Origin of the sequence: Pedobacter gandavensis (genome assembly GCF_014172405.1) — a bacterium.
Classification (GTDB): domain Bacteria; phylum Bacteroidota; class Bacteroidia; order Sphingobacteriales; family Sphingobacteriaceae; genus Pedobacter; species Pedobacter gandavensis.
Genome location: NZ_WNXC01000001.1, coordinates 249,773 through 273,002 on the forward strand (window position 1 = coordinate 249,773; position 23,230 = coordinate 273,002).

Consider the following 23,230-nt stretch of genomic DNA (forward strand, 5'->3'; position numbering starts at 1 on the left):
TAAGTATTAAATAGTCATCGTTCTTGATATTTATTTATGATTGAGTTGTTCTGCCAGACCTATCAGAATCCCCTCTGCCCCGCGAATGTAGCACAGTCGGTATGAGTTTTGATACTGAACCACTTCACCGACGAGGTGAGCGCCATGTTTGCTGAGCCTGGCTACCATTTCGTCAATATCTTCAACGGTAAACATAACCCGTAAATAACCGAGCGTGTTTACCGGAGCCATACGGTGGTCTGAAACAGGATTAGGGCTAAGAAATTGTGAAAGTTCCAGACGGCTGTGACCATCAGGGGTAACCATCATGGCAATTTCTACGCGCTGATCACCCAGACCGGTAACACGACCGGCCCATTCACCCTCAATGGTGGCCCGTCCTTCAAGCTTTAGGCCAATCTCCAAAAAAAATGGAATGGTATTATCGAGCGATTCCACAACGATGCCGATATTGTCCATTCTTATTAACTTGTTTTCCGCCATAGCTTTTCTCTTTGAATAAATAGGTTGTGTTTTCGGAATCTTTAGTATCGACAGAGAAACAATTAGAACACGAGATAGGTTTACAAAAAGTTGTTAATAGAAAAATCCCTCTGAAATTTTATAAACAGGTTGATTTTACCCTGGATTACTTTCAATTGCAGGTCTCAAGGGTAGCTCTTATAAGAGCTACCCTTGTTTGTTGAAGAAGAATTTTATTAATGACATTTGATCAAGCTACTTAAAGACGATTCTGCTCCGTGGTTTTTTCCTTAGCAGGTTTGCTTTTTAGCGCATTGTTGCCCAGGTTATATTTAAAGCTTAAACGAATATTCTGGGTATCGCCATAATAGGTGAATGAATTGTTTTGATCAGCATATTTAGAACTAACAGTCATGGTTTCACCACGGTAAACATCTGACACCATTAAGGTAATCTCAGCCTTGTTATTAAATAGTTTTTTACGGGCATTGAAATTCAGGCTACTCATTGAGCTTATTTTGGCAGGCCCCTGCACACCACCTGTAATAAAGCTAAAATTTACACCCGCGCTAAAGCCTCTTTTTTCACTAATGGTATATTGCTGGTCTATATTGGCATTTAAAGCATTAATACGGTTGTACAGGGTGGATCCGTCACTTAATTTGAAGCTACTTTCAACATGATTAGGTCCGGCCTGTATTTCAAGTGCCAACCACGGAGCCGGCTGGAAACTCGCACTGAAATCAATGCCGTAATACTGGTTTCCAGGGACATTTGTTACCTTTTGAATCAAGATATTCGCTGCATTATCCTGGTAAGGCAACTGAATTGTTGGATTTTTTTCCTTCATGTAATAAGCCTCCATTCGGTAATTACCTTTATACGCATAGCTGATGCTAATCTGATCAGTGAATGCTGGCTTTAACTTCGGATCTCCAATCAGGTATGAATTTGGGCTAAAATAAAATTTAGATGGATTAAGGTAACTGTATGGGGGACGGGTAATCCTTCTGCCATAAGAAAAACCTAAGGTGTTATTGTTGTTTATCTTATTCTGGATAAAAATGGTTGGAAAGAGATTAAAATAGTTTTGCTTATTGAGCTCCTTCGGATTAACCGAGTTTCCAAATGTAGCCGTATGTTCACCACGCAATCCTGCCTTCAGGCTCCAGTTCTTGATTTCTTTACTTAAACTGAGGTAACCTGCAATTACCGATTCGGTATAATCATAGGTATTACTTAGCTCAGGATCAGTACCAAAACCATCTGGAAGGTTATGTTGAAAATCCTGCGTGTTGTTTGCCTGCACCCTACTGTATTTCAGACCGCTTTCCAGTTGAAAAAGAGGCATGTCATTGCGGTAATCCATTTGTGAGCTGAATAGTTTGATTTTCTGGTTATTATTGTTTTTAAACTGGTTGACGTATAAATCTGGTTCGTAATAAACGGTGCTGATATTTTGGTCCGTCTGGTTATCGTCATTTGTTAAATCTGCTGCAAAATTCAGTGTTTCTTTGGCCGAGAACCGGTGTTCAAATGATAGAGTATAAGCTACATTACTACGGGGCGTGAACCTTTCGTTCCGCGTGTCAAACCGTGATAAATATTGGCCGTTCTGGTAAATTTCGGTGGGTATCAGATAAAGGGCATGATTTTTTTTAGCGATAGCGCCATTTATCCCCATGGAAATTGTATTGAGACTGTCAGGAGCGTATTCCAGGTTTAAACGGTAGGCGTGTTCGGCATCACGATAATTTTTCCGACTCAATACATCATACCAGGTTTGCTGCTGGGCGGTATAACTAGTAATTTCATTAATCTTGTTATAAAAAATCCCCTTTCCAAAAGTATAATTGGCGGAAGCAGCAAATTTTTCAGCCTTAAAATACTGGCTCGTACCTAAATCTCCTTTGCCATAAATTCCCTGGGTATAGCTGCTATTTACTGAACCTTTATAACCACTTTGAAGGTTTTTCTTCAATTTGATATTGATGACCGCACTACCCGATGCCTCGTATTTGGCTGGTGGGTTGGTAATAATTTCAACAGATTTGACCTCGTTCCCATTAGTACTTTCTAGAAAGGCCTTGAGCTCATCACCAGAGAGGTAGACTTTTTTATCATTGATGGTCACCAATATGGATTTACTCCCTCGTAGGGAGAGTTCGCCTCCTGCAGACTGGATCCCAGGTGCGCGTTTTACGATTTCCCAGGCATTGGAGGATGACAAAGCGGTGTTTTCTACACTGAATTCTACCCGGTCGATTTTGCGGGTAATCGTTGGTTTAACCGCCAGAATCTGCACCTCCGCAAGCTGAGATACCTCATCTTTTAAACTGATACTCGGTAAATTTAGGTCATTTTCTATGGAAATGGCTTGTTCAAAAGGCTGAAAGCCAACGGTGTTGATCAGTATTTTATAACTTCCTTTAGTCAATTCTGTAAACTTGTAGCCTCCATCTAAAGCTGCAATAGCGGGACGCTTAAAGCTGCTGTCTCGTATGCTTTTCAGTGTGATATTGGCATAAGGAACAGCAAGACCTTTTGTATCCTGAATTCGGCCGGACAAAGTAAATGTTTGGGTGTATCCTGCCAGTGGCAGTAATAGCAGTAGAGAAAAAAATATACGCATGATATGATTGATTTGCTTGTTACAAACTTCTGTAGCGCTACACCTGCTTTTGGTTAATGCTTGGTTAACGGAATGTTAATGCCGGAAAGTTATGTGCGATTATGATGGCAGTATAATATATTTGAAGTATGAAACGTAAGATAAAATATCTGATCTGGTGCTGCAGTGTAGCCATATTAGCCTTAACTGCAATACAGACTTATTTTATTTATAATACCTATGTGCTGAAAGAACAGCAAGCGCAAATCGCAGTTCGGACAGAACTCGTTCATATGGAAAGGACCATCAATATTGATTCGATCAGAAATCGGTGGTTTTTGGACGCGGAAAACCTTGTACGTACAAAAGGTGTTGAAGTCGCTGCGGCGTTTTTAAGCAATGGTTCAGCCGCAATTAGCAAACAGGTCAGTACTTATATTCAGGAGAATAAAATTTTAGAAAAATACAATACAGTTTATGCTGTAACTTTCCGACAGGTTTCCCTTCAAGGAAAAGGTTCTCACCTTCAGATCAGGAATAAATACTGGTTTGGGAATGGCAACATCCATGACCAAGACCAGGTTATTCATGATCTGATTCTTCATGACCTGACCACAAGTAATGATGTTGGTGGAGCTTTGGTGCGGAACTTTAATTCACGGTCCAGTTTCACCATTATTGACGGCAGGAATAACATTTTTCGTGAAATGCTTGGTCTGCTTATCTTTTCAGTGTTCCTGCTAACTGTGGTCATCCTGCTTTTTTATTTTTCCATCAGAAGTCTGATTACACAGAAAAAGATATCGGACATGCAGACGGATTTTATCAATAACATTACCCATGAATTCAATACCCCTTTAGCGACAATAGGGGTTGCGGTGAGCACTGTTAGAGCTCAATTAATAGAAAAGGAAGAGAACAGTGTCAGCTTAAATGGATTAAACGTTATTGACCGCCAGTATCGTCGGTTAAAGAAATTGATTGATCAGGTGATGACACATACAGAAGCCTCGGGGGAATTGATCATTCATAAAGTGAACATACCATTAATGAATTTCCTTGAAAAATTGCTCGAGGATTTCCAGTCCGCACATCCTGAAATCGAACTTCTTCTTAAACTGAAGGAGGTTCCCCGGGAAATTCTGGCGGATCCTTTTTACCTTACCACAGCGATGACAAATCTATTGGAAAATGCAGTGAAATATGGTGGTATCCAACTTACATTTACCGTTGTAGAAAATGAGAACAACTGCAATTTTATAATATCTGACAATGGAATCGGCATTGCACAGACGGAAATAAGTAATATCTTTCAGAAGTTTTACCGTGTAGAAAAGGGCGATGTTCATAACACGAAGGGCCTGGGGCTTGGTTTGTACTACAGTCGCCAGATAGCGATCGCACATGGTGGAACGCTCAGCGTACATAGCATCCCAGGTAAAGGATCTAAATTTACAATGACTATACCCATCGCATGAAACATATTTTAATGACTGAAGATGATTTGGATTTTGGGGGCATCCTGAAACAGTATCTTGAACTTGCTGGTTTTCAGGTGACATGGAAACTCCATGGCCAGGAGGCATTGGCATATCTTAAGCAAGATACCGTTGATATTTGTGTGCTGGATGTAATGATGCCGGTTATGGACGGTTTCACACTAGCAGACCAGGTGGTGTCTATTTATCCCGGTATGCCCTTTGTTTTTCTGACAGCAAGAAACCAAAAAGAAGATAGACTTAAAGGTTTGAGACTAGGTGCCGATGATTACATTGTTAAACCTTTTGAAGCAGAGGAACTCGTTCTGCGGATAAAAAACATCTTAGCACGCAGCAGGCAAACAGAAGTACTTTTGCCAGATATTCTGTTGCTAGGCCAATATAAGTTCGATTATCAGAGCCTTTTGCTAATACACAAATCTGGTAATATCCGCCTGACTGAAAAAGAAGCCCTGCTGCTGCGTTATTTTTACCTGAACAAAAACCGACTCATCAAACGGGAAGAGGTACTATTACAAATCTGGAAAAGTGACGATTACTTTTCTGGACGCAGCTTAGATGTATTTGTAAGTAAGTTGCGTAAGTACCTCCTCGAAGATGATCAGATTGTGATTGAAACCGTACGTGGAGCTGGATTTGAGTTTAAGCTCAATGAACTTTAATGCCATTTTTAATTAAAATCCTGCTTATTTTCTTTTGCGCGGAATATTAGTAATGAGTTTTTCAAATGCGATGAAATCCCGATTCAACTTGGCCAGTAATCGCTCTTTTACAGAAGCCTCCTTGATAAAAGAATAATTAATACTATTGTAGATGATTTTTTTAATATCTGCATAAGTAAACTCTGGATATCTATTGGCCAATAATACATATTGATCCGTCAGGTTGGTTCTCAATACTCCGGCATCATCAGAACTGATGACTATGGGTACATTAAACTCTTTATAAAGCGTGATCGGGTGAAGGCCATTTTTCACTTTTAAGATGAATTCATTGCTGAATAGGTTTGTTTCTATTGCTATTCCCTTTTCATTCATATAGTTCAATAGGTTATAACTGTTTGCCTCATAAGGAATATCTACTCCATGCCCAATGCGATATGCACCTGCATCACGAACAGCCGAATTAATGTGCCAGGTTAACTCTTCAGGTTTAACTAATCCAAGGGTTAGTTCGCCAGCATGCATTGCAAATTTTACTGTTGGATATTTGTTTTTACAGTACTTGAACATTTGCATATGTAACCAGTAATCACGCATCGCTATTTCATTGTTTTCAGGAGAAAGTATGTTTACGCCAACTATAAGTGGGTTTTTACTGGCTGCGTCAAAAGCCAACAATAAACGTTTGAAAACTTCACTTGCCTCAAAGGTTCTGACCGTATAGGTCTGATATCGCATGATAAATGAATCATCATCGATATGCATGGAGTTATGTAATTTACTAACAATGTTTTTACTGAAATTATCAGAGCAGGAAAAAATATTTTTCAGCATTAACTGAGCATATAGTGTATCAAGTAGGGCCTGACAATTCCGTTCATCTTTCTGCAGAAGTACCGCCTGAAATTTTGGGTCGAACTGTAAGCTCAAATCATCGATGCGGTCACACTTAATGGAGGCTAGCATGGTTTCAATGTAACTGACATGTTCTTTGATTGCACGATTTTTGAGCTCTAGTAGCCCAGAATCGATGTTTTCTTTGCTGGCAATATCAAAATTCGAAAAAGTTTCAAAGAATTTCTTATCAGAAGGAGTACTCATGTGATCATAGTCTTTAACAGACCATTTCTGTAAAATCCTGAACTTATATTCAGCCAATTTCCCATCTTTTTCTAAGGAGCTGAATTTAGCCCAGCTATGATCATCTGATCGTTTCTTTTCAGATACTTCAAGTGTTTCACTATGTACAAAATAGTCTTTTTTGACCACATAATCGATGAACGTTTCTGCATAAACAGAGCCACTGTAATGATGGTGGAGATCGCCTCCTTTTGGCATTTGAGAAAAGAATGCAGTAAGCTTTGCCGGATTATTCCTGATTTCTTCCAGATAGTTACTTACGGATTGGGCATGGGCCTGAAATAAAAAAAGAACAAATAATAGTGTCAGGTATTTCCTCATTAAGTTGGATGTTGGTAAATAAAAACAGTTACGATTGAATTAACAAACATACTATTGATATTTTAAAATCTGCATTAGTAATTGATGAGATTTTAGCATCAACCCTTTTTATACCTGATTACCAAGATGGACTAGACGCTAAAACTTGAGGTTAAGGTTTTATTTATTCTTCAAATACAACTGTTTCTGGATAGGCACCAAGGTCAAGCAGAAGTGTATTGATGTTTTTTACAAATTCATCTGGCCCACATACATAAAAATTTTGTCCAAAGTCAGCAATGTTTTCTATAAGGTAGTTCCGGTCAATTCGGCGAGGTGTGTAGCCCAGGACATGTTCTCTGGTAAATATTTTTACAAAATTATGCTTAAGCATCTTTTGGAGTTCCTCTTGCAGGATTACATCTGCCGAAGTTTTATTCGAATAGATTAATCTGTTTCCATCCAGATGCCTGTGCTTGTTTAAATTTCTGAAGATGGAAATAAAGGGGGTAATGCCAGCTCCACCAGCAATGAAAGTACCTTGGCCTTTATATTGAATAACACCAAAAACATCATGAAGAATTAATTCCGCACCTTTATTGATCTGCCCCAACATATTGGTTACGCCATCATGGTCCCTATATATCTTAATCATAAACTCAAGATAATGCTGTTCGGTTAAACAGGTAAATGTAAATGGTCGCAGTTGATCTTTCCATTCGGGAAGGTTTATGGAAACCTCTGTTGCCTGACCTGGAACAAAGTTATATCCTGCAGGTTTTTCGACCACAAAACGTTTTACATCATGAGTGATAAAATAAGCTTCTAATACTTTGACAATAGGATTGTTCTTTGGATCTGTCTGGCTCATAGGAAGGGTAAAGGTTTGAATCTAATAAACGATTTTATTAGGTAATTGTTTGTGGATCAGATCGCATTCAGGTTAAACTTAAGATAGATCTTCTATGTCCATAAAAATTGGGATCAGCGCCCTTCCTCTTTTTGATAAGTTGTATTCAATATGCAAAGGTTTCTCCTTTACAATTGTTCGAATTAACAATTTCGCCTCTTCCAATTCTTTCAGTGCAGTGGAGAGTGATTGTTTATTGGAGTTTGGTAATTTCTTTAATAAGCTATTAAAACGCACTGAACCATCAACTGCCAAACGAAATATTTGAGGTTTCCATTTGCCGGATAATAATTTTAATAGTCCTTCAGCAGGGCAACCTTCTTGTTCAAAATCTTCTTTTATAGTAGTCATGTTTTTTTGACTTATTGTACGCAGATGTCCTTGTGGGTATTTTTGGCCAAGTTAATGAATAAAGGGATAACCTTAAACGTAAAATTAGAATAGCCTTGTAAAAGGGGAATAATTAAGTATGGAAACGACAGAAAATAAAAATCCGCTATTTTGTGATATCGAAACCGGGGTATGTGAGGCGTTGGATGTAGTTAATACAGGAAAAGAAACAAACCTTTCTTTCCAAACAAAACCTATTAAAATAATTTACTTTACAGATCCGATCTGCTCATCCTGCTGGGGCATAGAATCGCAATTGAGAAAACTTAAACTGGAATACGGTGATTGTTTCGAGATGGATTACCATATGGGTGGTTTATTGCCCGCTTGGGATAATTATAGCAGTGGGAGTATTAACAAACCATCAGATGTAGCTCAGCATTGGGAAGAAGCTGGAAGTTATTATGAAATGCCAATTGATGGCGATGTTTGGTTTGAAGATCCTTTAAAATCTTCTTATCCGCCATCTATCGCAGTGAAAGCAGCTGAACTCCAAGGTAAAGAAAAAGGAGTTTTATACATGCGTAGAATAAGAGAAATGCTTTTTCTGGAAAAGAAGAATATCACTAAATGGGAATATTTACAGCAAGCTGCTTTTGAGGTTGGATTGGATACTTTTCAATTTATAACGGATTATGAAGGGAAAGCAAATCAACTTTTTCAAGAAGATTTGAATTTGGGCAGGCAGTTAGGTGTAAGGGGTTTTCCAACCCTGCTTTTTAAGGGAGCGGACAATTCCCAGGGCTTGGTTTATGGATTCAAACCCTATGAAGATTATGTGAACATGATAAAAAAAATCATTCCAACTGCTCAAAGAAAGGAATATGATCATTCTCCTCTAGGGGTGTTTTCTTACTTCCAGACTTTAATGACTAAAGAATTTTCGTTATTGACGGGGCACAGTTTTGTAGCTGCGGAGAAAATACTTTATGGACTTCTTGATGCGGGTAAAATAAATAGTTTTAAAAGTAAAAATGGGGTGCTTTGGGTAGGAAAGCAATAGCTGGATTATTTTTTTTCAGCATTGTTGTCCATCCAATGGGTAAATGCTTTCAGGAAGTTATTCAAAAATTCTTGAGTAGATTCATTTATTAAAGCACCATTTGCATCAAATAATTTTGCCGCTGCACTGATGTAAGCCTCTGGCTGAGCCATTGCGGGTACATTCAAAAATACCAGAGATTGGCGCAAATGGTGGTTTGCGCCAAAAGCACCAATGTTGCCTGGTGATACACTTATAATAGCCCCCGGTTTGCCACTCCAACAGCTCTTTCCGTAAGGACGAGAGCCAACGTCAATCGCATTTTTTAACACTGCTGGAACCGACCTGTTGTATTCCGGAGTTACAAAAAGTACGCCGTCAAATGATGCAAGCTGTTTACGGAAACCTATCCATTCAATCGGAGGCGTATCTTCCAAATCTTCATTGTAAAAAGGGAGATGGCCAATGTTGATAATCTCCAGCGAAAGTGAATCGGAAGCAGATTTAATTAAAGCATTGGCCATTTTTCTATTCCAGGACTCTCTGCGCAGGCTACCTACCAGAACTGCTATTTTAAATTTTGTCATCGTAATTGTATAAAGAATTATAAAGTTTGTTTTTATTTCCGGACTTGAAGTTTTTCAGGTGCAAGAAAGTTTCCGCTCCATGGCTAACTGCTTTGTCAAAGGGGCTTTAGCCCTTTTGACAAAGAAAGTATAGAAGCACTGGCTTAAGAGTTTTTTAAACCTGCATCTATTCTGAATGAAACTTTGCAGATTGCTCCAAAAGATACAATCTGATCGTCCTTCACATGTACTTTAAAGTCCTTTACATAGACAGAGTCTATATTCTTTATAGTTTGTGATACTTCTTTCACTGCATTTCTTACAGCATCTTCAAATCCGCTTTCTGAGGAAGCGATGACTTCGATAACTTTTACAATACTCATAGTATTAGGTTTTAGTGTTAGTTTAGTTATTTCTTTGAGCGTTGAAGGATCGGATATTTAAAGTTTCAGGTTCTTTTTATTTAAATAGCGTTGCTTATTTGGTGATATCACTGCTTCGGAATGTTTTCTTGTATTTTCCATGTGATATTCTAATGTGCGTTGAAGAGTTAGTCCTTCTTGGAAAATATTAACAATCCGCATTTATCTTTGTTTTTTTGAACTCATTTAGCTCCAAGTTAATAGCTACCATGCCTTGTTATGGCTTGAGCGCATCTGAAACCGCATTCGTGCTTGAAGTGGAAATCAGTCATTTAGCTGGTTTTATGATAGCGTGGTTTGTATTGAGTTTTGTGAGCCTCTAGATGTACAGAATAGCAGAAAATTATCCTGCTATTCTATACATCATATAAGTCATAATAAAACTGATTTTCAGTCTTGTTGTAATATTTTTATAAGGCTTATGTTGTCAATTTCTTCAGTCAAACTATAGTCGGCAAATGATCCATGATAATCACTGTATAATAACGTTGTGTCTTTAAGTATAAAACCCAAACTCCGCCTAATAGATTTAATAAGGAATAGCATAGTTTTTGTAGGAAGAATGGTTCAGTTGGATAAATTAATTCATAAAAACATGGATATTAAAACCAAACTACGCCTTGCTTTCGGATTATTATTCGCGGTAGTCCTTTCTTTCGGGGGAATTTCCTTTTATTATATGAATAAGATCGCTCAGAGTTCAACGAATATTTTGAAGGATAATTACGAAAGTCTGAGCTATGCTAGCAAGATGAGAAAGATTTTAGACGAAAACCCATTGCCCCTTACTCCGGTTTTGGCGGATCAATTTAGCGTTGTGTTAAATAAAGAGCAAAGCAACATTACTGAAGTTGGTGAGCGAGGAGCTGTATCGGCTCTCTCTGAGGCCTATAATGTCATCATAGATTCAAACACAAGTTTATCAACCAAACAGAAGGCCTTGGAAAAGGCGCGTATTCAGATAAGGATTATTGAAGAGGCGAATATGAATGCCGTGGTTAGAAAAAATACAGAAGCACAAGAGGGGGGGCAAAAAGCAGCAAACTATCTTATATTGGCGGCTTCCATTTGCTTTATACTATTGTTTTCACTAGCAGTGAATCTACCGGACTTAGTGGCCAAATCTCAAAAATAAAAATGTACAAAGCAACGCCCCATTTGAGTATTAAATCAAATGGGGCATTGCTTTGAAATACCATAGGCTCACTACAATCCGCAGTGTATTATTTATGGAATGCCTTTAGACCACTTTCTAAAAAATGCTTATAATTTGATATATCATAATCTGCACCTTGTGGAGCTGCCAGTAAATCTTCGGTTTTAGAATCGAGTAACACATAAAATGGTTGTGAATTGGACTTGAATTTTCTAGTCTGCAGATCACTCCATTTTTTGCCAATGGTATTGAGTGTTTTTCCTTCTGGAGTAATCACGATATCCTCAGGTGTCAGTTCTGTTTTGTCATCAACATACAATTGGATGAGGACATAATCATTACTGATCATTTTATAAATATCTTTGTCAGGCCACACATTGGCTTCCATTTTTCTACAATTTACACAGGCATGTCCGGTGAAATCAATCAACACAGGTTTGTTCAGTTTTTTTGCGGCAGCTAAACCTTCGTTGTAATCGAAATAGGCATTTAATTTTAATGGCGCGTGGAATTTATCTGCATATTTATGAGGACCATCATTTGTCACTGTTGCTTGTCCGTTTAACAGCCCCGCTGTATATAAATCGAAGTCCTGTGTTTCCTGTGGTGGAAGGAAAGCGGATACACTACGTAGTGGTGCTCCCCACAGACCTGGAATTAAGTAAACAGTAAAAGCTAAGACAATCGTAGCCAAAAAGAGCCGGGGTACTGAAATAAATGGCACCTGACTATCATGAGAAAATTTCAGTTTTCCTAAAAGATAAATTCCCATCATTCCGAAAATTACGATCCAGAGGCATAAGAATATTTCCCGATCAAACCATTCCCAATGATAGGCCAGGTCTACATTGCTTAGGAATTTTAGTGCAAAGGCAAGTTCCAGGAAACCCAATACGACCTTAACACTGTTTAACCAACCACCAGATTTTGGTAGTTTGTTCATCGCTGATGGAAAAAGTGCAAATAGGGCGAAAGGAATGGCCAGGGCCAATGAAAATCCAAACATACCTATTGCGGGGCCTAGCAATGCACCAGTGGTTGCAGCTTGCACTAGTAGCGTACCAATAATAGGGCCAGTGCAGGAGAACGAGACCAATGCCAATGTTCCTGCCATAAAAAATAGTCCGGCAAGACCACCTTTGTCTGAATTCGCATCCATTTTATTTACCCAGGAAGAGGGGAGGGTAATTTCAAAAGCACCCAGAAATGAAGCAGCAAAAACAACAAGCAACAGGAAGAAAAAGAAATTAAATATGCCATTGGTGGATAAGCTATTCAAGGCATCCGCACCAAAAACAATGGTGACCAATAGGCCCAGGACCACGTATATCAGAATGATGAAAAAACCATATATTGCTGCACGCCGAAAGGCCCTTCCTTTTTCCGATCCTTTGGTGAAAAAACTTACCGTTAAAGGCAGCATGGGGAAAATGCAGGGCATTAATAAGGCGGCGAGGCCACCAACAAAACCTGCAATAAATACACCCCATAAGGTTTTACCCTCTTCTTTGTGTGGAACATTGATTTTTTGAATGGTTTCAGGCGGAACGGCTGTTATTTTTGAGCCGGAATCAACCGGTTTAATGCTGCTATCTACAGTTTCTGGTTTTATTTCTGTAAACGTAAGGTCGTCGATACTGGTGCTATCTTGTGAATATCCATTTAATGCTATTGCACAAAGGAACAGCAACGCAAAGGCGAATTTTTTTAAGGAGGTCATATAAGAGGTCTGGTTTATAGTTGGGACACTACGGAATTGTTTTTCTTGATTAGTGTAATCTGCTAAAGGCCTGGTAATCCAGGAACTCTACTTCCGGACTGATGTAACCTTCTTTGATTGGTTCTTCTTTCATTAAATCGGTACTTAAATACTTTTTATTGCTATCAGAAAAGATGGTCACAATACAGCTTTCTTTACCCATTTTTTTTTGTTGTTTTATGGCACCAATGACATTTGCACCTGAGGAGATACCTACGGCTAAACCAAGTTTTTTGGCTAGCTTTTGTGCCATTAATATGGCATCTCCATCGTTTACCTGGATTACTTCGTCTAGTTCGTTTAGCTTTATGATTTCGGGTATGAATTCATCAGAAATACCCTGAATTCTATGGCTGCCTACTTTATAGCCAGTCGTTAAGGTTGGAGATTCTGCTGGCTCTAAGGGGTGAACCTTGATTTCGGCGTTTTGCGATCTTAAATAGTTTCCTACACCCATAATGGTTCCTCCTGTGCCTACTCCGGCAACAAACGCATCAGGTGATAGGTTTTTTAGTCGCAGTTGCTCCCAGATTTCTTTTCCAGTAGTATATTCATGTGCTTCTGGATTGGCGATATTCTCAAATTGTTTAGGCAGAAAAATGTTCGGGTTATTAGCAGCCATAAATTCTGCCAGTTTAATGCTCCCAATAAAGCCGCCTTCTTCTTTACTCACCAGAATAATTTCGGCACCTAAACTTTTAATAATATCTATGCGCTCTTTGCTCAACCAATTTGGCATAATGATGGTTACCGGATGGCCCAAAGCTTTTCCTATGGCTGCAAATGCGATCCCGGTATTCCCGCTGGTGGCCTCTACAATCTGATCCCCAGGTTTAATTTTACCTTCTGCATATGCTTTTTTAAGGGTGTAAAGTGCCATTCTATCCTTAATACTACCAGTTAAGTTGTAATGCTCGCACTTTACGTAAATTTTGTTTAGGTTACCCTGGTAGGTGTAGCTAAGTTCTAGCATTGGGGTGTTACCCACCAGAAGTGATAAATGTTGAAACTTTCCCTCCATAGTAGAATTCAAGCCGTTGGCTGTTATTGTTGTCATGACTGTTAATTTTGCAGCTGGTATTTGCTGTTTTTTATTTTGGTAAAACTGAGTATTATATTTATTTATGTCAATCCACATTGATTTTTCCAGAAAATTTCTGTTTTTTTGACTTTTATTTAGTCTTTAATTCAGTTTGAGTCGTTTGTTTTGACATCCATTGTATTTTTTTTTACTTATTAACGTCCATGGCACAAGGAAATTTAGATCAGGTTGATCTGGAAATATTGAGATTATTGCAGCATGATGCCTCTTTAACCAATAAAGAAGTATCATTGAAACTCCATAAATCGATTGCGACTATCCACGAACGGATTAGAAGATTGAAGGAACAAGGTTATATTAAAAAAATTGTCGCTATCCTCGACCGGAAAAAGATCAACCAAAATCTCATTGCTTTTTCCCATGTTTTACTGAAAGAGCATACTGCCAATACTTTGATTGAGTTCGAGACGGAAGTCTCTAAATTTAGTGAAGTGATGGAGTGTTTGCAGATGACCGGTGCTCATGATTTCATTCTCCGTATCGCCACCAAGGATATGGATGCTTACCATGAATTTTTAAGGAACAAGCTCGCTACATTACCTAATATTACCACTGTTCAAAGCTATTTTGTACTTTCAGAACCTAAAAGCGAAACTGCATATCCTATTTAATAGGAGCGACTTTAACCATAAAAAACGGATCAAATGAATAATACTAGAGTATATAAAATGTCCTTTGCAAGTGTTTATCCGCACTATATTCAAAAGGCAGAAAGAAAAGGACGTACAAAAGATGAGGTGGATGAAATTATATTTTGGCTAACAGGATATGATCAACAGAGCTTCCAACAGCTTATCGAGAATAGAACCGATTTTGAAACTTTTTTTGCAATGGCACCACAATTAAATGCAAATGTTTCAAAAATTACTGGAGTAATCTGCGGTTATCGTGTTGAAGAAATTGAAGACCAGCTGATGCAAAAGATACGTTATTTGGATAAGCTGATTGATGAACTGGCAAAAGGAAAGACAATGGATAAAATACTTCGGAAATAGGGTATCCTATTGAGATTTTCGCGTGGAAGCCCTGTAGATGATTTCTGCCTGCAATTTCGCCCATTTCCACAAGTGGTTGGGGCAAAAATACTATCGAATTCATGATGCTGTCCTATGCTTTATTTGGGTCCCGTATCAGAGAAAAGGACCTTATCGTTTAATGTTAAAGTTTATTCAATAATAATTACTTTGGAAAGAAATAAAATTAAAATTGCTTGTTTTGGAGAGGTTCTTTGGGATGTTTTTCCAGGAGGTCAGAGAAGGGCAGGAGGTGCGCCGTTTAATGTGGCTTATCACCTTTTTAAAATGGGAATTGACGTTCAGATGATCAGCAGTGTTGGTAAGGACAAGCTTGGCTATGAACTACTAGATAAAATTAAAAATTGGCATATTCCTACTGATGGTATTCAGCTTAGTGATTCCCATCCTACCAGTGTCGTAATTGCCTCTGTGGATGAAAATAATGAAGCTCATTATGAAATAGTAGAAAATGTAGCTTGGGATTTCATTGAAGTCAACCCTACAAATCAGCAAATTGTATCTGATGCAGACGCCCTGGTTTTTGGAAGTTTGGGTACTCGTAACGAAAAATCTAGAAACACATTGTTTGAATTAATTGAGGGCAGTACCTACAATGTGTTTGATATTAATTTGCGTCCGCCACATTATGATGTGCGGGTCATCAAGGATTTATTACATAAAACGCAGTTGGCCAAGTTCAATAAAGCGGAATTGCGTATGATGTTAGATTTTCTTGGCAAGACCTACAGTACAGAGAAAGATGGTATCCGGTATCTGCAAGATACCTTTTGCATGCAGGAAGTGATCGTCTCTAAAGGAAGTAAAGGGGCGCTCTATGCGCGTAATGATGATTTCTATTTGTACCCTACAGTTCAGATTGAGCTGAAAGATACGGTGGGTAGTGGCGATTCCTTCCTCGCTGGTTTTTTATCGAAAAGGCTAGAAAAAGATACTACTGTACATCAAATTATGCTTCAGGCAGTTTCATTAGGTGCTTTCATTACTGCACGTGAAGGGGCATGTCCGGAATACTTATTGGAAGATTTTCAGGTATTCAGGGACAACCATAACATTAAAGGAGAACTTAATTATTTACAGTCTTGATGATGTGAAAATTGTATTGAATTAGTTGTTAATATTACTGGTCAGCCCCCGCTTAAATCTTAAGCGGGGGCTTTTGCTTTATAGCTGTTTTTATTGACCTTATCTGGATGTCCACTAGGCTATTAGTTCTTTTTTTGGATCAGACTTATGTTCCGAATTTGTGTTTTAGCTAACTCAAACATAACAGAAACTTAATCTTCGAATGTTTAGTTTGGTTAAACAAGTGTTTAGTTTTGCTATATATTTATATCAAACCAGAAATGAGTCAATTAATTAAAATGGTGGTGTTCGATATGGCGGGAACCACGGTAAATGAAAATAATATCGTCTATAAAACTTTGAGAAATGCGATCAATACTGTTGGTGGCTTTGATTTAAGTTTAGCTGAAGTTTTAGCACATGCGGCTGGTAGAGAAAAACTGCAAGCAATCAAGTCAGTATTAAAATGCTGCTTAAATCTGGTGAATGACCAGTTGGCTGAGGAGATGTTCAACGTGTTTTTACAAGAACTCGCACATGCTTACGAAGTGGAACCAGTTTATCCGAATGCGAATGTTGAAGAGCTGTTCCGCCTATTGAAAGACAGAAATGTCCTCAGGGTATTGAACACAGGTTACAACAGGGAAACGGCTGAAGCACTTTTAGTTAAACTAAACTGGAATGTGGGACGCGATGTAGATGCATTGATTACAGCCTCTGATGTCCCTATGAATAGACCGCACCCTGATATGATTAATCTGGCAATAGAAAAATTTGGTATAGAAAACCCATCATCAGTAGTGAAAATCGGAGATTCAATCATTGATATTCAAGAGGGACAAAATGCTGGGTGCAGATTAAGTATTGGCATTACTACAGGTGCACACAATCGCTTACAGCTAAATTCTGCTCATCCAAATTATATCATAGATGATCTGCTTGAGCTTGTGTCAATCCTTGATAAGCACAATGTCTAACAATTGCCCCTGGAAAATTCTTATCCCACAATTATTATTTTATAATCAGATTAATTTATGAAAACTGGCCAGTTATTGGTTTTTGATGGCGCGGATAAACCTTTGAGATTGGTTCAAATGGTGGTGCCGACTTTAAAAAACGGAGAGATTTTAATTAAAAATGTTTACACCACCTTGTGTGGAAGCGACCTGCATACTTATTGCGGGAAAAGAAACGAAAAAACGCCAACTGTACTTGGTCATGAAATCATTGGGACAGTTGATGAAATTGCCAATGGGCATAGCCATCAGGATTTTAATGGAGAAGAATTGAATATTGGTGATCGGGTTACCTGGGCTGTGTTCGCAGCAGAACCTCAGGAAGAATGGTTAAGTAAAAAGATGCCTCAGAAATCCGAAAATCTTTTTAAATACGGACATGCACGCATTGATGCTGAAGATATTTTCCATGGAGGATTAGGTGATTTTACCATACTAAAGCCACATACTGCCGTTTTTAAACTTCCTGAAAAACTACCTACTGCCATCGCAGCAACTATAAATTGTGCAGTGGCTACTGTAGCTGGTGCGATGCGTCTCGCAGGAGAGGTTTCCAGTAAGACGATCCTGGTCACCGGGATGGGTTTATTGGGAAATTTAGCTGTAGCCATGTGCAAAGTCCAAGGTGCAAAAGAAATTATAGCGATCGACATTAGCGAAGAAAGATTAGCACAGTCCAAAAGATTTGGTGCTACACATACCTACCTATCTACAGAAAATGATACCATCCAGGAAAACCTTTCTGGTTACCAAATTGATGTTGCCTTTGAAATGAGTGGTGCAGCAAATGCGGCAGAATTAGGTGTCGAAGTATTGACCGTGGGAGGTATTGCAGTTTGGATTGGTGCCGTTTTTAAAACGCGAAAAGTGGAAATTGATGCAGAACAAATTATCCGTAAGATGATTACGATCAAAGGTCTGCACAATTACAATTTTGAAGACCTACAATATGCCCTGGAATTTATGGGTGATCATCATCAGGATTTTCCATTCCATGAAATCATTGCTAAGGAATTCCCATTGACTGAAGCCACTGAAGCCTTTGAATATGCATTAGCACATAAGCCATTACGTGTAGGTGTTTACATTGATCAACCAAAATGAAATCATTTATAAAAACCAAATGGACAATGCTGTTGCTCACAATGGTCTGTTATCTTTTCTTCTACACCGGCAGACATAATTTTGGTTGGGCAGCCGCAGGTTTAAGTGCTGAACTTAATATCTCATATAGTTTTGTAGGCTGGATTAGTTTCGCAATGTTGATTGGATATGCCTGTGGGCAACTGATTAATGGAAACCTGGCTGATCGATACAGCCCAAGAATAATGATTCTTACTGGTGCCTATCTTTCCATAGCTACAAATGTAGCGATCAGTTTCTCGACCAATGCCTACATGATTCTTTTTTTATGGGGTATAAACGGTTACTTTCAATCCTTAGCCTGGGCACCTGGAGGTAAAATCATCAACAATTGGTGGAATCAGAAAGAACGGGGAAAAGCATTCGGTTTCTATACCATGTCCGCAGGATTATCTTCTGTCATCACCTACATGCTTTCCATTTTATTGTTACAACATGGCTATGAATGGAGAATGCTTTTTCGATTGCCAGTACTTTGTCTTTTAGTCACTGCAACGATCTTTTTTATTTTCATTAAAGATAAGCCTGAAGAAGAAGCGGAAAGCGGCTCAGATGAAGAAATTACCTCCACACTAACCTGGTCTCAACGCTATGCTAAGGTGCTGGAAAATAAGAATTTTCTTTGCATTTGTTTAGCGTTTGGCTTTGAGAGCATGGCCAGGTACGGATTGATATTTTGGGTGCCTGTTCATTATTTGGGCACAAATTGGAAGCAACAGCCACAAAGTGTATGGGTGACATTTTTTCTTCCATTGGGTATGGCTATTGGAGCGCTAACTTTTGGCTGGTTATCGGATACGCTATTTAAAGGCAATAGAATTAAAGCCATCAGGATTGGAATGATGATCAGCTTTTTTATTGCAGTATCCATGTACTTTGTCGCCAAGGAAAATTTCATGTTATCAGCAGTCTTAATGCTGTGTGCCGGATTTTTTGTGTATGGTCCTCAAGCCTGCTTCTGGCCATTAAGCCCGGATTTATTGGGTTCAAAACTGACCGGAACGGGTATAGGATGTATGAATATGTTCGGTTACCTCTTCGCTGCCCTTGGCGAACCGTTGATTGGAAAGATCATTGATCTTTCAGGGAGTACCCATCCCATATTTTTAATTGTTGGTACCGCATGCCTGTTCTCAACAATAGTCATTTCCATATTGGTCAAAAAAAGTAAAAAAATAGAAATCATAGTTAATCAATAAATAGAATGAATATTAGTAGCAGTTATTGGCCTGGATGCCTGCAGTAACCTTAGCCAATTCGGAACCAGCCCAGACTGTGGCTCCCGCTATAAATACCTTGATCATGATTGTCTTTTATTAAAATATTAATCCTCATAAGAAGCTGATTAAATATAACACTTAGTAATCGCACACAACATGATAAAATACAAATATTTGTTTGTTCTCATTTTGACGAGCTGGAATGGTTAACCCAGAAATAAATATTTTCAGGGTATGTCAACCTGAGCACAATAAAAGCACATTTTTAACGCTATAACTGGACTATGAATTTACGAATGCGCATCACTTTTGATGAAAAAGACTATACCTACATTGTTTTAACTAAGGGAATAACAAAAGAAACTACTGCAATCCAGATTAACCTAAATGATCAGGAATATCAGCTGGCTTGCAATCTTAAAGGGGATTGGGATGTGGTTGATGCCCCCGAAAATGATCATTCTGGACTATTAAAGGCCATTGGAAGAAACATCAAACTTCGATATCGATTGTAAAAACAAATCTTAATATAATAGCTATGTTTGTATCCTAATCTTAAAAGAAACAACATGCATTTACATCGGTTTTTTTATATAATTCTGATCATTTTGTTGGTCAGCAGTTGCGGAATTAGCAAAAAAGTGCAAACCCAAGAAACTTCATTTGATGAAGGTATCGGGCAAATTAAGCACCTGGTCGTGATCTATATGGAAAACCGTAGTTTTGATAATCTATATGGAGAATTCAAAGGTGCAAATGGTATTAAAAATGCTAAAAGAGGTGACTTTATTCAAGTTGACGAAGCGGGGAAGCCTTATAAATACTTGCCTGAGATCCCTAGAAATAACTCTTTTCCTACAAACCTGCCAAATGGAGTGTTTAATATAGACCAGTATGTTGCGTCCGACAAGGCAACGCCTGACGTTACGCACCGTTTCTTTCATAACCAGTTGCAAATTAACGGAGGAAAGATGGATAAGTTTGCAGCATATAATGACTCCAAAGGACTAGCAATGGGTTATTATAATACAGATAAACTGCCGTTGTATCCCTTTGCTCAAAAATATACGTTGTGTGATAATTTCTTTCAGAGTGTGTTTGGTGGTTCCTATTTTAACCATGTTTATCTGATTTCTGCCGCTGCACCAGTTTGGCCGAATGCACCGGAATCATTGATTGCGAAATTCGATGCCAATGGCAAAATGATCCAAGATGGTATTGTTACTCCAGACGGCTATGTTGTCAATCATGTTTATTCCCGAAATTCACCATATCCTCTAAAATCAGATACTTCTCAATTATTGCCATCTCAAACCATGCCAACTATTGGCGACCGATTGAGCGAAAAAAATATATCCTGGACTTGGTATTCAGAGGGTTGGGATGATGCTGTAGCAGGCAAGAAAAATAATTTTGCTTACAACCATGAACCTTTCCTTTATTTTACCAAATACCAAGAGGGGACTGAAGGTCGTAAACACATGAAGGATCAAAATGATTTCATCAAAGCAGCTAAAGAAGGCAGTCTTCCAAGCGTTTCCTTTGTGAAACCCGGTGGAGGAAATGATGAACATCCAGGAGGTTCAGCTGTGTATTCTTCAGAACAACTTGCTGTAAACCTGATCAATGCAGTGTTGGATGGGCCAAATGCAAAGGATGCATTGGTGATCTTAACCTACGATGAGTTTGGTGGCTTTTTTGATCACGTAGCTCCGCCTGTTATTGATAGATGGGGTCCTGGAAGCCGTATTCCTGCAATTGTTATCGGCCCATTTGCAAAAAAAGGTGTGGTAGATCATACACCATATGAAACAGTCAGCATTCTTTCCTTCATCGAGCACAGGTGGGGAATTAAACCTCTTGCTGAACGAGATAAAAATGCAAATCCATTCAGAAATGCGCTGACATTTAAATAAATAACTATTGGGCGGGAAAAGGAGCTTGTGATGAATAAGAAGATCGTAATAGTAGCACTGCTACCTATAGGGATATTTATAGCAAGTTTTGTCTCCGTCAATTCGAACGATATCGCACAAACACAAGCCAGTGCAAGGGAACAGAAAATTCAAAAAGAAGTTTTTAACCAGATAGCTTCCTTCCAGCAGTATGTAAGAGATAGCCTGCTATTTGAACTGAGCAAAGACCAGATGGACGGTCAAAGAATTCGGCAAGCTTTTTCAAAATCTAGATTGCTGTTTAAAAAGTTTGAATGGGCTTCAGAATATTTTACTGCTGACCTGACTAAGCGGTTAAATGGCCCTCCGGTGCCAGAGATTGAGAATGCGGACCTATTAGATCCTTCTTTAGCCCGGGATATTGATCCAATGGGCCTACAGGTGATCGAGGAGCTTATTTATGCTGAGCATGATCACCTTAAGAAAGAAGAACTCATCAGAGAGGTCAAGCATCTGGTCTCTAATACCGAATTTCTGATTTCTTATTTTCGTGATCACCAATTTGCCGATTGGCGAATATTGGATGCAACCAAGTTGGAGGTTTTTAGAGTCATCACTTTGGGAATCACAGGCTTTGATAACTCTCTTTCTTTAAACAGTATTCCAGAGGCTGCTGAATCTTTAAAAAGCTTGCGAAATGTCCTTTCCCGCTATGTTAGCAATAAACAGGAACTACCTTTGTTAGAAGACCTGGATGCCGCTATCGAGTATCTTCATGCGAACCCAAATTTTGATGCTTTCGACAGAGCATTTTTTATTACCCGCTTTGGAAATAAGATTAGTACAGGTATCGCACAATTGGAACAAGGTTTACCAGGCCGAAAAATCAAATATAACCGAATGTTAAGACAGGAGGTGAGGACTTTGTTTGATTCCGATGCATTCAATGCAGATGCATTTTCTCCTGGCCCTGAATTTCATAGGACAGCCGCAAAAGTAGACTTAGGTGAAAAGCTTTTTTTTGATGCAGCATTATCTGGTACCGGCACAAGAAGCTGTGCTTCCTGCCATAACCCCAATCTGTCTTTTTCAGATGGATTGATTAAAGGTATGGATATTCATGATCCTGCAAAACCTTTGACAAGAAATGCACCAACCTTAATCAACGTTGCTTTGCAATCGAATTATTTCTATGATATGAGAGCGCTAACCCTGGAAGATCAGGTACGCGATGTAATCAATAACAAACACGAAATGGATGGTTCTATGGAGGCAATTCTAAAATATGTCTCCGCGGACAAGTCCTACCAGTCCTTATTTGCAAAGGCTTTCTCTGCAAAGAACAAGCAGGGAATCAATTCGGACCAAGTCGCAAATGCCCTTGCTTCCTACCTGCGAAGCCTGACTAAGCTCAATAGCCGATTCGATGAGTACATGCGTGGTCATGAAGATGCCTTGTCCAAACAAGAATTGAAAGGTTTTAATTTATTTACGGGAAAAGCGAAATGTGCCACCTGTCATTTTGTTCCTTTGTTTAACGGTGTTACGCCTCCTAAGTACATTGCGAGTGAAACAGAAGTATTGGGCGTTCCTGCTGCACTGGCAGATTCCACACTAGACGCTGATTTGGGTTATTATGGTGTGATTGGGATTGATGCTTTTAAACATGCTTTTAAGATCCCGAGCATCCGAAATATCCATAAAACAGCGCCCTATATGCACAATGGAGCATATTGGACGCTAGATCAGGTCATGGATTTTTATAATAAAGGGGGAGCTGCAGGACTAGGAATAGCACTCCCCAATCAAACACTTCCGGAAAAAAATCTGCAGCTCAGCGATCAGGAAAAAAAGGATATCATTGCTTTCATGGAGAGTTTAGAAAGTAAGTAATAG

22 protein-coding genes are annotated in these 23,230 nt (G+C 38.8%); 13 read left to right on the plus strand and 9 right to left on the minus strand.

The features are described from left to right. Window positions 1–30: 30 nt before the first annotated feature. Together GM920_RS00995 and GM920_RS01000 are read right to left on the minus strand one after the other, a co-directional pair. Entirely contained in the window at window positions 31–483 is a 453-nt protein-coding gene (locus GM920_RS00995; RefSeq protein WP_182952751.1) for a VOC family protein, read from the minus strand. 238 nt (window positions 484–721) lie between these two features. Continuing rightward, window positions 722–3,094, minus strand: coding sequence for an outer membrane beta-barrel family protein (locus GM920_RS01000; protein ID WP_202986003.1), 2,373 nt, complete (start codon window positions 3,092–3,094; stop codon window positions 722–724). A 128-nt stretch (window positions 3,095–3,222) separates the two neighbouring features. Between GM920_RS01000 and GM920_RS01005 the strand changes: the two genes are divergently transcribed. Continuing rightward, window positions 3,223–4,551: a sensor histidine kinase gene (locus GM920_RS01005; RefSeq protein ID WP_182952752.1), complete on the plus strand. Its 1,329-nt coding sequence runs from the start codon at window positions 3,223–3,225 to the stop codon at window positions 4,549–4,551. Beyond that, entirely contained in the window at window positions 4,548–5,234 is a 687-nt protein-coding gene (locus tag GM920_RS01010) for a response regulator transcription factor (RefSeq protein WP_182952753.1), read from the plus strand. Before GM920_RS01005 ends, GM920_RS01010 begins: the two co-directional genes overlap by 4 nt. Window positions 5,235–5,258: 24 nt before the next feature. On the opposite strand, the gene GM920_RS01015 is transcribed toward GM920_RS01010, so the two are convergent. The 3 genes from GM920_RS01015 to GM920_RS01025 all read right to left on the minus strand — a co-directional run bounded on the left by GM920_RS01015 (window position 5,259) and on the right by GM920_RS01025 (window position 7,935). Then, the gene (locus GM920_RS01015) at window positions 5,259–6,695 is read right to left on the minus strand and encodes an amidohydrolase family protein (RefSeq protein WP_182952754.1); all 1,437 of its coding nucleotides are present in this window, start codon (window positions 6,693–6,695) and stop codon (window positions 5,259–5,261) included. 163 nt (window positions 6,696–6,858) lie between these two features. Beyond that, a complete protein-coding gene (locus GM920_RS01020) occupies window positions 6,859–7,545 on the minus strand; it encodes an FAD-binding oxidoreductase (RefSeq protein ID WP_182952755.1) in 687 nt (228 codons plus the stop codon). A 78-nt stretch (window positions 7,546–7,623) separates the two neighbouring features. Continuing rightward, window positions 7,624–7,935, minus strand: coding sequence for a winged helix-turn-helix transcriptional regulator (locus GM920_RS01025; RefSeq protein ID WP_182952756.1), 312 nt, complete (start codon window positions 7,933–7,935; stop codon window positions 7,624–7,626). Between the two features lie 118 nt (window positions 7,936–8,053). Here GM920_RS01025 and GM920_RS01030 point away from each other — a divergent pair, with 118 nt between their 5' ends. Continuing rightward, window positions 8,054–8,977, plus strand: a complete 924-nt coding sequence (locus GM920_RS01030) for a DsbA family protein (RefSeq protein ID WP_182952757.1) — start codon at window positions 8,054–8,056, stop codon at window positions 8,975–8,977. A gap of 5 nt (window positions 8,978–8,982) precedes the next feature. On the opposite strand, the gene GM920_RS01035 is transcribed toward GM920_RS01030, so the two are convergent. Continuing rightward, a complete protein-coding gene (locus GM920_RS01035; protein ID WP_182952758.1) occupies window positions 8,983–9,543 on the minus strand; it encodes an NADPH-dependent FMN reductase in 561 nt (186 codons plus the stop codon). Between the two features lie 143 nt (window positions 9,544–9,686). Continuing rightward, a complete protein-coding gene (locus GM920_RS01040) occupies window positions 9,687–9,905 on the minus strand; it encodes a dodecin family protein (RefSeq protein ID WP_182952759.1) in 219 nt (72 codons plus the stop codon). Between the two features lie 634 nt (window positions 9,906–10,539). On the opposite strand from GM920_RS01040, the gene GM920_RS01045 reads away from it, so the two are divergent. Then, window positions 10,540–11,079 carry an MCP four helix bundle domain-containing protein gene (locus GM920_RS01045; RefSeq protein WP_182952760.1) on the plus strand — a complete coding sequence of 180 codons (540 nt, stop codon included), beginning with the start codon at window positions 10,540–10,542 and terminating at the stop codon, window positions 11,077–11,079. An 88-nt stretch (window positions 11,080–11,167) separates the two neighbouring features. Here GM920_RS01045 and GM920_RS01050 read toward each other — a convergent pair whose 3' ends face one another. Both GM920_RS01050 and GM920_RS01055 read right to left on the minus strand, forming a co-directional pair. Next, window positions 11,168–12,820, minus strand: coding sequence for a protein-disulfide reductase DsbD family protein (locus GM920_RS01050; RefSeq protein ID WP_182952761.1), 1,653 nt, complete (start codon window positions 12,818–12,820; stop codon window positions 11,168–11,170). A 49-nt stretch (window positions 12,821–12,869) separates the two neighbouring features. After that, a complete protein-coding gene (locus GM920_RS01055) occupies window positions 12,870–13,916 on the minus strand; it encodes a PLP-dependent cysteine synthase family protein (RefSeq protein ID WP_182952762.1) in 1,047 nt (348 codons plus the stop codon). Window positions 13,917–14,104: 188 nt separating this feature from the next. Here GM920_RS01055 and GM920_RS01060 point away from each other — a divergent pair, with 188 nt between their 5' ends. The 9 genes from GM920_RS01060 to GM920_RS01100 all read left to right on the plus strand — a co-directional run bounded on the left by GM920_RS01060 (window position 14,105) and on the right by GM920_RS01100 (window position 23,227). Then, a complete protein-coding gene (locus GM920_RS01060) occupies window positions 14,105–14,572 on the plus strand; it encodes an Lrp/AsnC family transcriptional regulator (RefSeq protein ID WP_182952763.1) in 468 nt (155 codons plus the stop codon). A 33-nt stretch (window positions 14,573–14,605) separates the two neighbouring features. Beyond that, the gene (locus GM920_RS01065) at window positions 14,606–14,956 is read left to right on the plus strand and encodes a DUF2200 domain-containing protein (RefSeq protein ID WP_182952764.1); all 351 of its coding nucleotides are present in this window, start codon (window positions 14,606–14,608) and stop codon (window positions 14,954–14,956) included. A gap of 114 nt (window positions 14,957–15,070) precedes the next feature. Next, on the plus strand, window positions 15,071–16,081 hold the full coding sequence (locus GM920_RS01070; RefSeq protein WP_182952765.1) for a carbohydrate kinase family protein: 1,011 nt from the start codon (window positions 15,071–15,073) through the stop codon (window positions 16,079–16,081). Window positions 16,082–16,341: 260 nt separating this feature from the next. Further along, complete coding sequence (locus GM920_RS01075; RefSeq protein ID WP_202986004.1) at window positions 16,342–17,037, plus strand: HAD family hydrolase; 696 nt, start codon at window positions 16,342–16,344, stop codon at window positions 17,035–17,037. A 57-nt stretch (window positions 17,038–17,094) separates the two neighbouring features. Next, entirely contained in the window at window positions 17,095–18,180 is a 1,086-nt protein-coding gene (locus tag GM920_RS01080) for a zinc-binding dehydrogenase (RefSeq protein ID WP_182952766.1), read from the plus strand. Beyond that, window positions 18,177–19,418 (plus strand): MFS transporter, encoded by a 1,242-nt coding sequence (locus tag GM920_RS01085; protein ID WP_202986005.1) that lies wholly within the window; start codon window positions 18,177–18,179, stop codon window positions 19,416–19,418. Before GM920_RS01080 ends, GM920_RS01085 begins: the two co-directional genes overlap by 4 nt. A 305-nt stretch (window positions 19,419–19,723) precedes the next feature. Then, window positions 19,724–19,954, plus strand: a complete 231-nt coding sequence (locus GM920_RS01090) for a hypothetical protein (protein WP_182952767.1) — start codon at window positions 19,724–19,726, stop codon at window positions 19,952–19,954. A 126-nt stretch (window positions 19,955–20,080) separates the two neighbouring features. Continuing rightward, window positions 20,081–21,355: an alkaline phosphatase family protein gene (locus GM920_RS01095; protein WP_317171486.1), complete on the plus strand. Its 1,275-nt coding sequence runs from the start codon at window positions 20,081–20,083 to the stop codon at window positions 21,353–21,355. Window positions 21,356–21,385: 30 nt separating this feature from the next. Further along, complete coding sequence (locus tag GM920_RS01100) at window positions 21,386–23,227, plus strand: cytochrome-c peroxidase (RefSeq protein WP_182952769.1); 1,842 nt, start codon at window positions 21,386–21,388, stop codon at window positions 23,225–23,227. Window positions 23,228–23,230: the final 3 nt, after the last annotated feature.

Coding starts and splice junctions, on each gene's coding strand:
- GM920_RS00995 (WP_182952751.1), bottom strand. CDS start 483: ATGGCGGAAAACAAGTTAATAAGAATGGACAATATCGGCATCGTTGTG.
- GM920_RS01030 (WP_182952757.1), top strand. CDS start 8,054: ATGGAAACGACAGAAAATAAAAATCCGCTATTTTGTGATATCGAAACC.
- GM920_RS01015 (WP_182952754.1), bottom strand. CDS start 6,695: ATGAGGAAATACCTGACACTATTATTTGTTCTTTTTTTATTTCAGGCC.
- GM920_RS01040 (WP_182952759.1), bottom strand. CDS start 9,905: ATGAGTATTGTAAAAGTTATCGAAGTCATCGCTTCCTCAGAAAGCGGA.
- GM920_RS01070 (WP_182952765.1), top strand. CDS start 15,071: ATGCTTTATTTGGGTCCCGTATCAGAGAAAAGGACCTTATCGTTTAAT.
- GM920_RS01090 (WP_182952767.1), top strand. CDS start 19,724: ATGAATTTACGAATGCGCATCACTTTTGATGAAAAAGACTATACCTAC.
- GM920_RS01100 (WP_182952769.1), top strand. CDS start 21,386: ATGAATAAGAAGATCGTAATAGTAGCACTGCTACCTATAGGGATATTT.
- GM920_RS01010 (WP_182952753.1), top strand. CDS start 4,548: ATGAAACATATTTTAATGACTGAAGATGATTTGGATTTTGGGGGCATC.
- GM920_RS01025 (WP_182952756.1), bottom strand. CDS start 7,935: ATGACTACTATAAAAGAAGATTTTGAACAAGAAGGTTGCCCTGCTGAA.
- GM920_RS01000 (WP_202986003.1), bottom strand. CDS start 3,094: ATGCGTATATTTTTTTCTCTACTGCTATTACTGCCACTGGCAGGATAC.
- GM920_RS01050 (WP_182952761.1), bottom strand. CDS start 12,820: ATGACCTCCTTAAAAAAATTCGCCTTTGCGTTGCTGTTCCTTTGTGCA.
- GM920_RS01045 (WP_182952760.1), top strand. CDS start 10,540: ATGGATATTAAAACCAAACTACGCCTTGCTTTCGGATTATTATTCGCG.
- GM920_RS01055 (WP_182952762.1), bottom strand. CDS start 13,916: ATGACAACAATAACAGCCAACGGCTTGAATTCTACTATGGAGGGAAAG.
- GM920_RS01080 (WP_182952766.1), top strand. CDS start 17,095: ATGAAAACTGGCCAGTTATTGGTTTTTGATGGCGCGGATAAACCTTTG.
- GM920_RS01005 (WP_182952752.1), top strand. CDS start 3,223: ATGAAACGTAAGATAAAATATCTGATCTGGTGCTGCAGTGTAGCCATA.
- GM920_RS01060 (WP_182952763.1), top strand. CDS start 14,105: ATGGCACAAGGAAATTTAGATCAGGTTGATCTGGAAATATTGAGATTA.
- GM920_RS01020 (WP_182952755.1), bottom strand. CDS start 7,545: ATGAGCCAGACAGATCCAAAGAACAATCCTATTGTCAAAGTATTAGAA.
- GM920_RS01075 (WP_202986004.1), top strand. CDS start 16,342: ATGAGTCAATTAATTAAAATGGTGGTGTTCGATATGGCGGGAACCACG.
- GM920_RS01085 (WP_202986005.1), top strand. CDS start 18,177: ATGAAATCATTTATAAAAACCAAATGGACAATGCTGTTGCTCACAATG.
- GM920_RS01035 (WP_182952758.1), bottom strand. CDS start 9,543: ATGACAAAATTTAAAATAGCAGTTCTGGTAGGTAGCCTGCGCAGAGAG.
- GM920_RS01065 (WP_182952764.1), top strand. CDS start 14,606: ATGAATAATACTAGAGTATATAAAATGTCCTTTGCAAGTGTTTATCCG.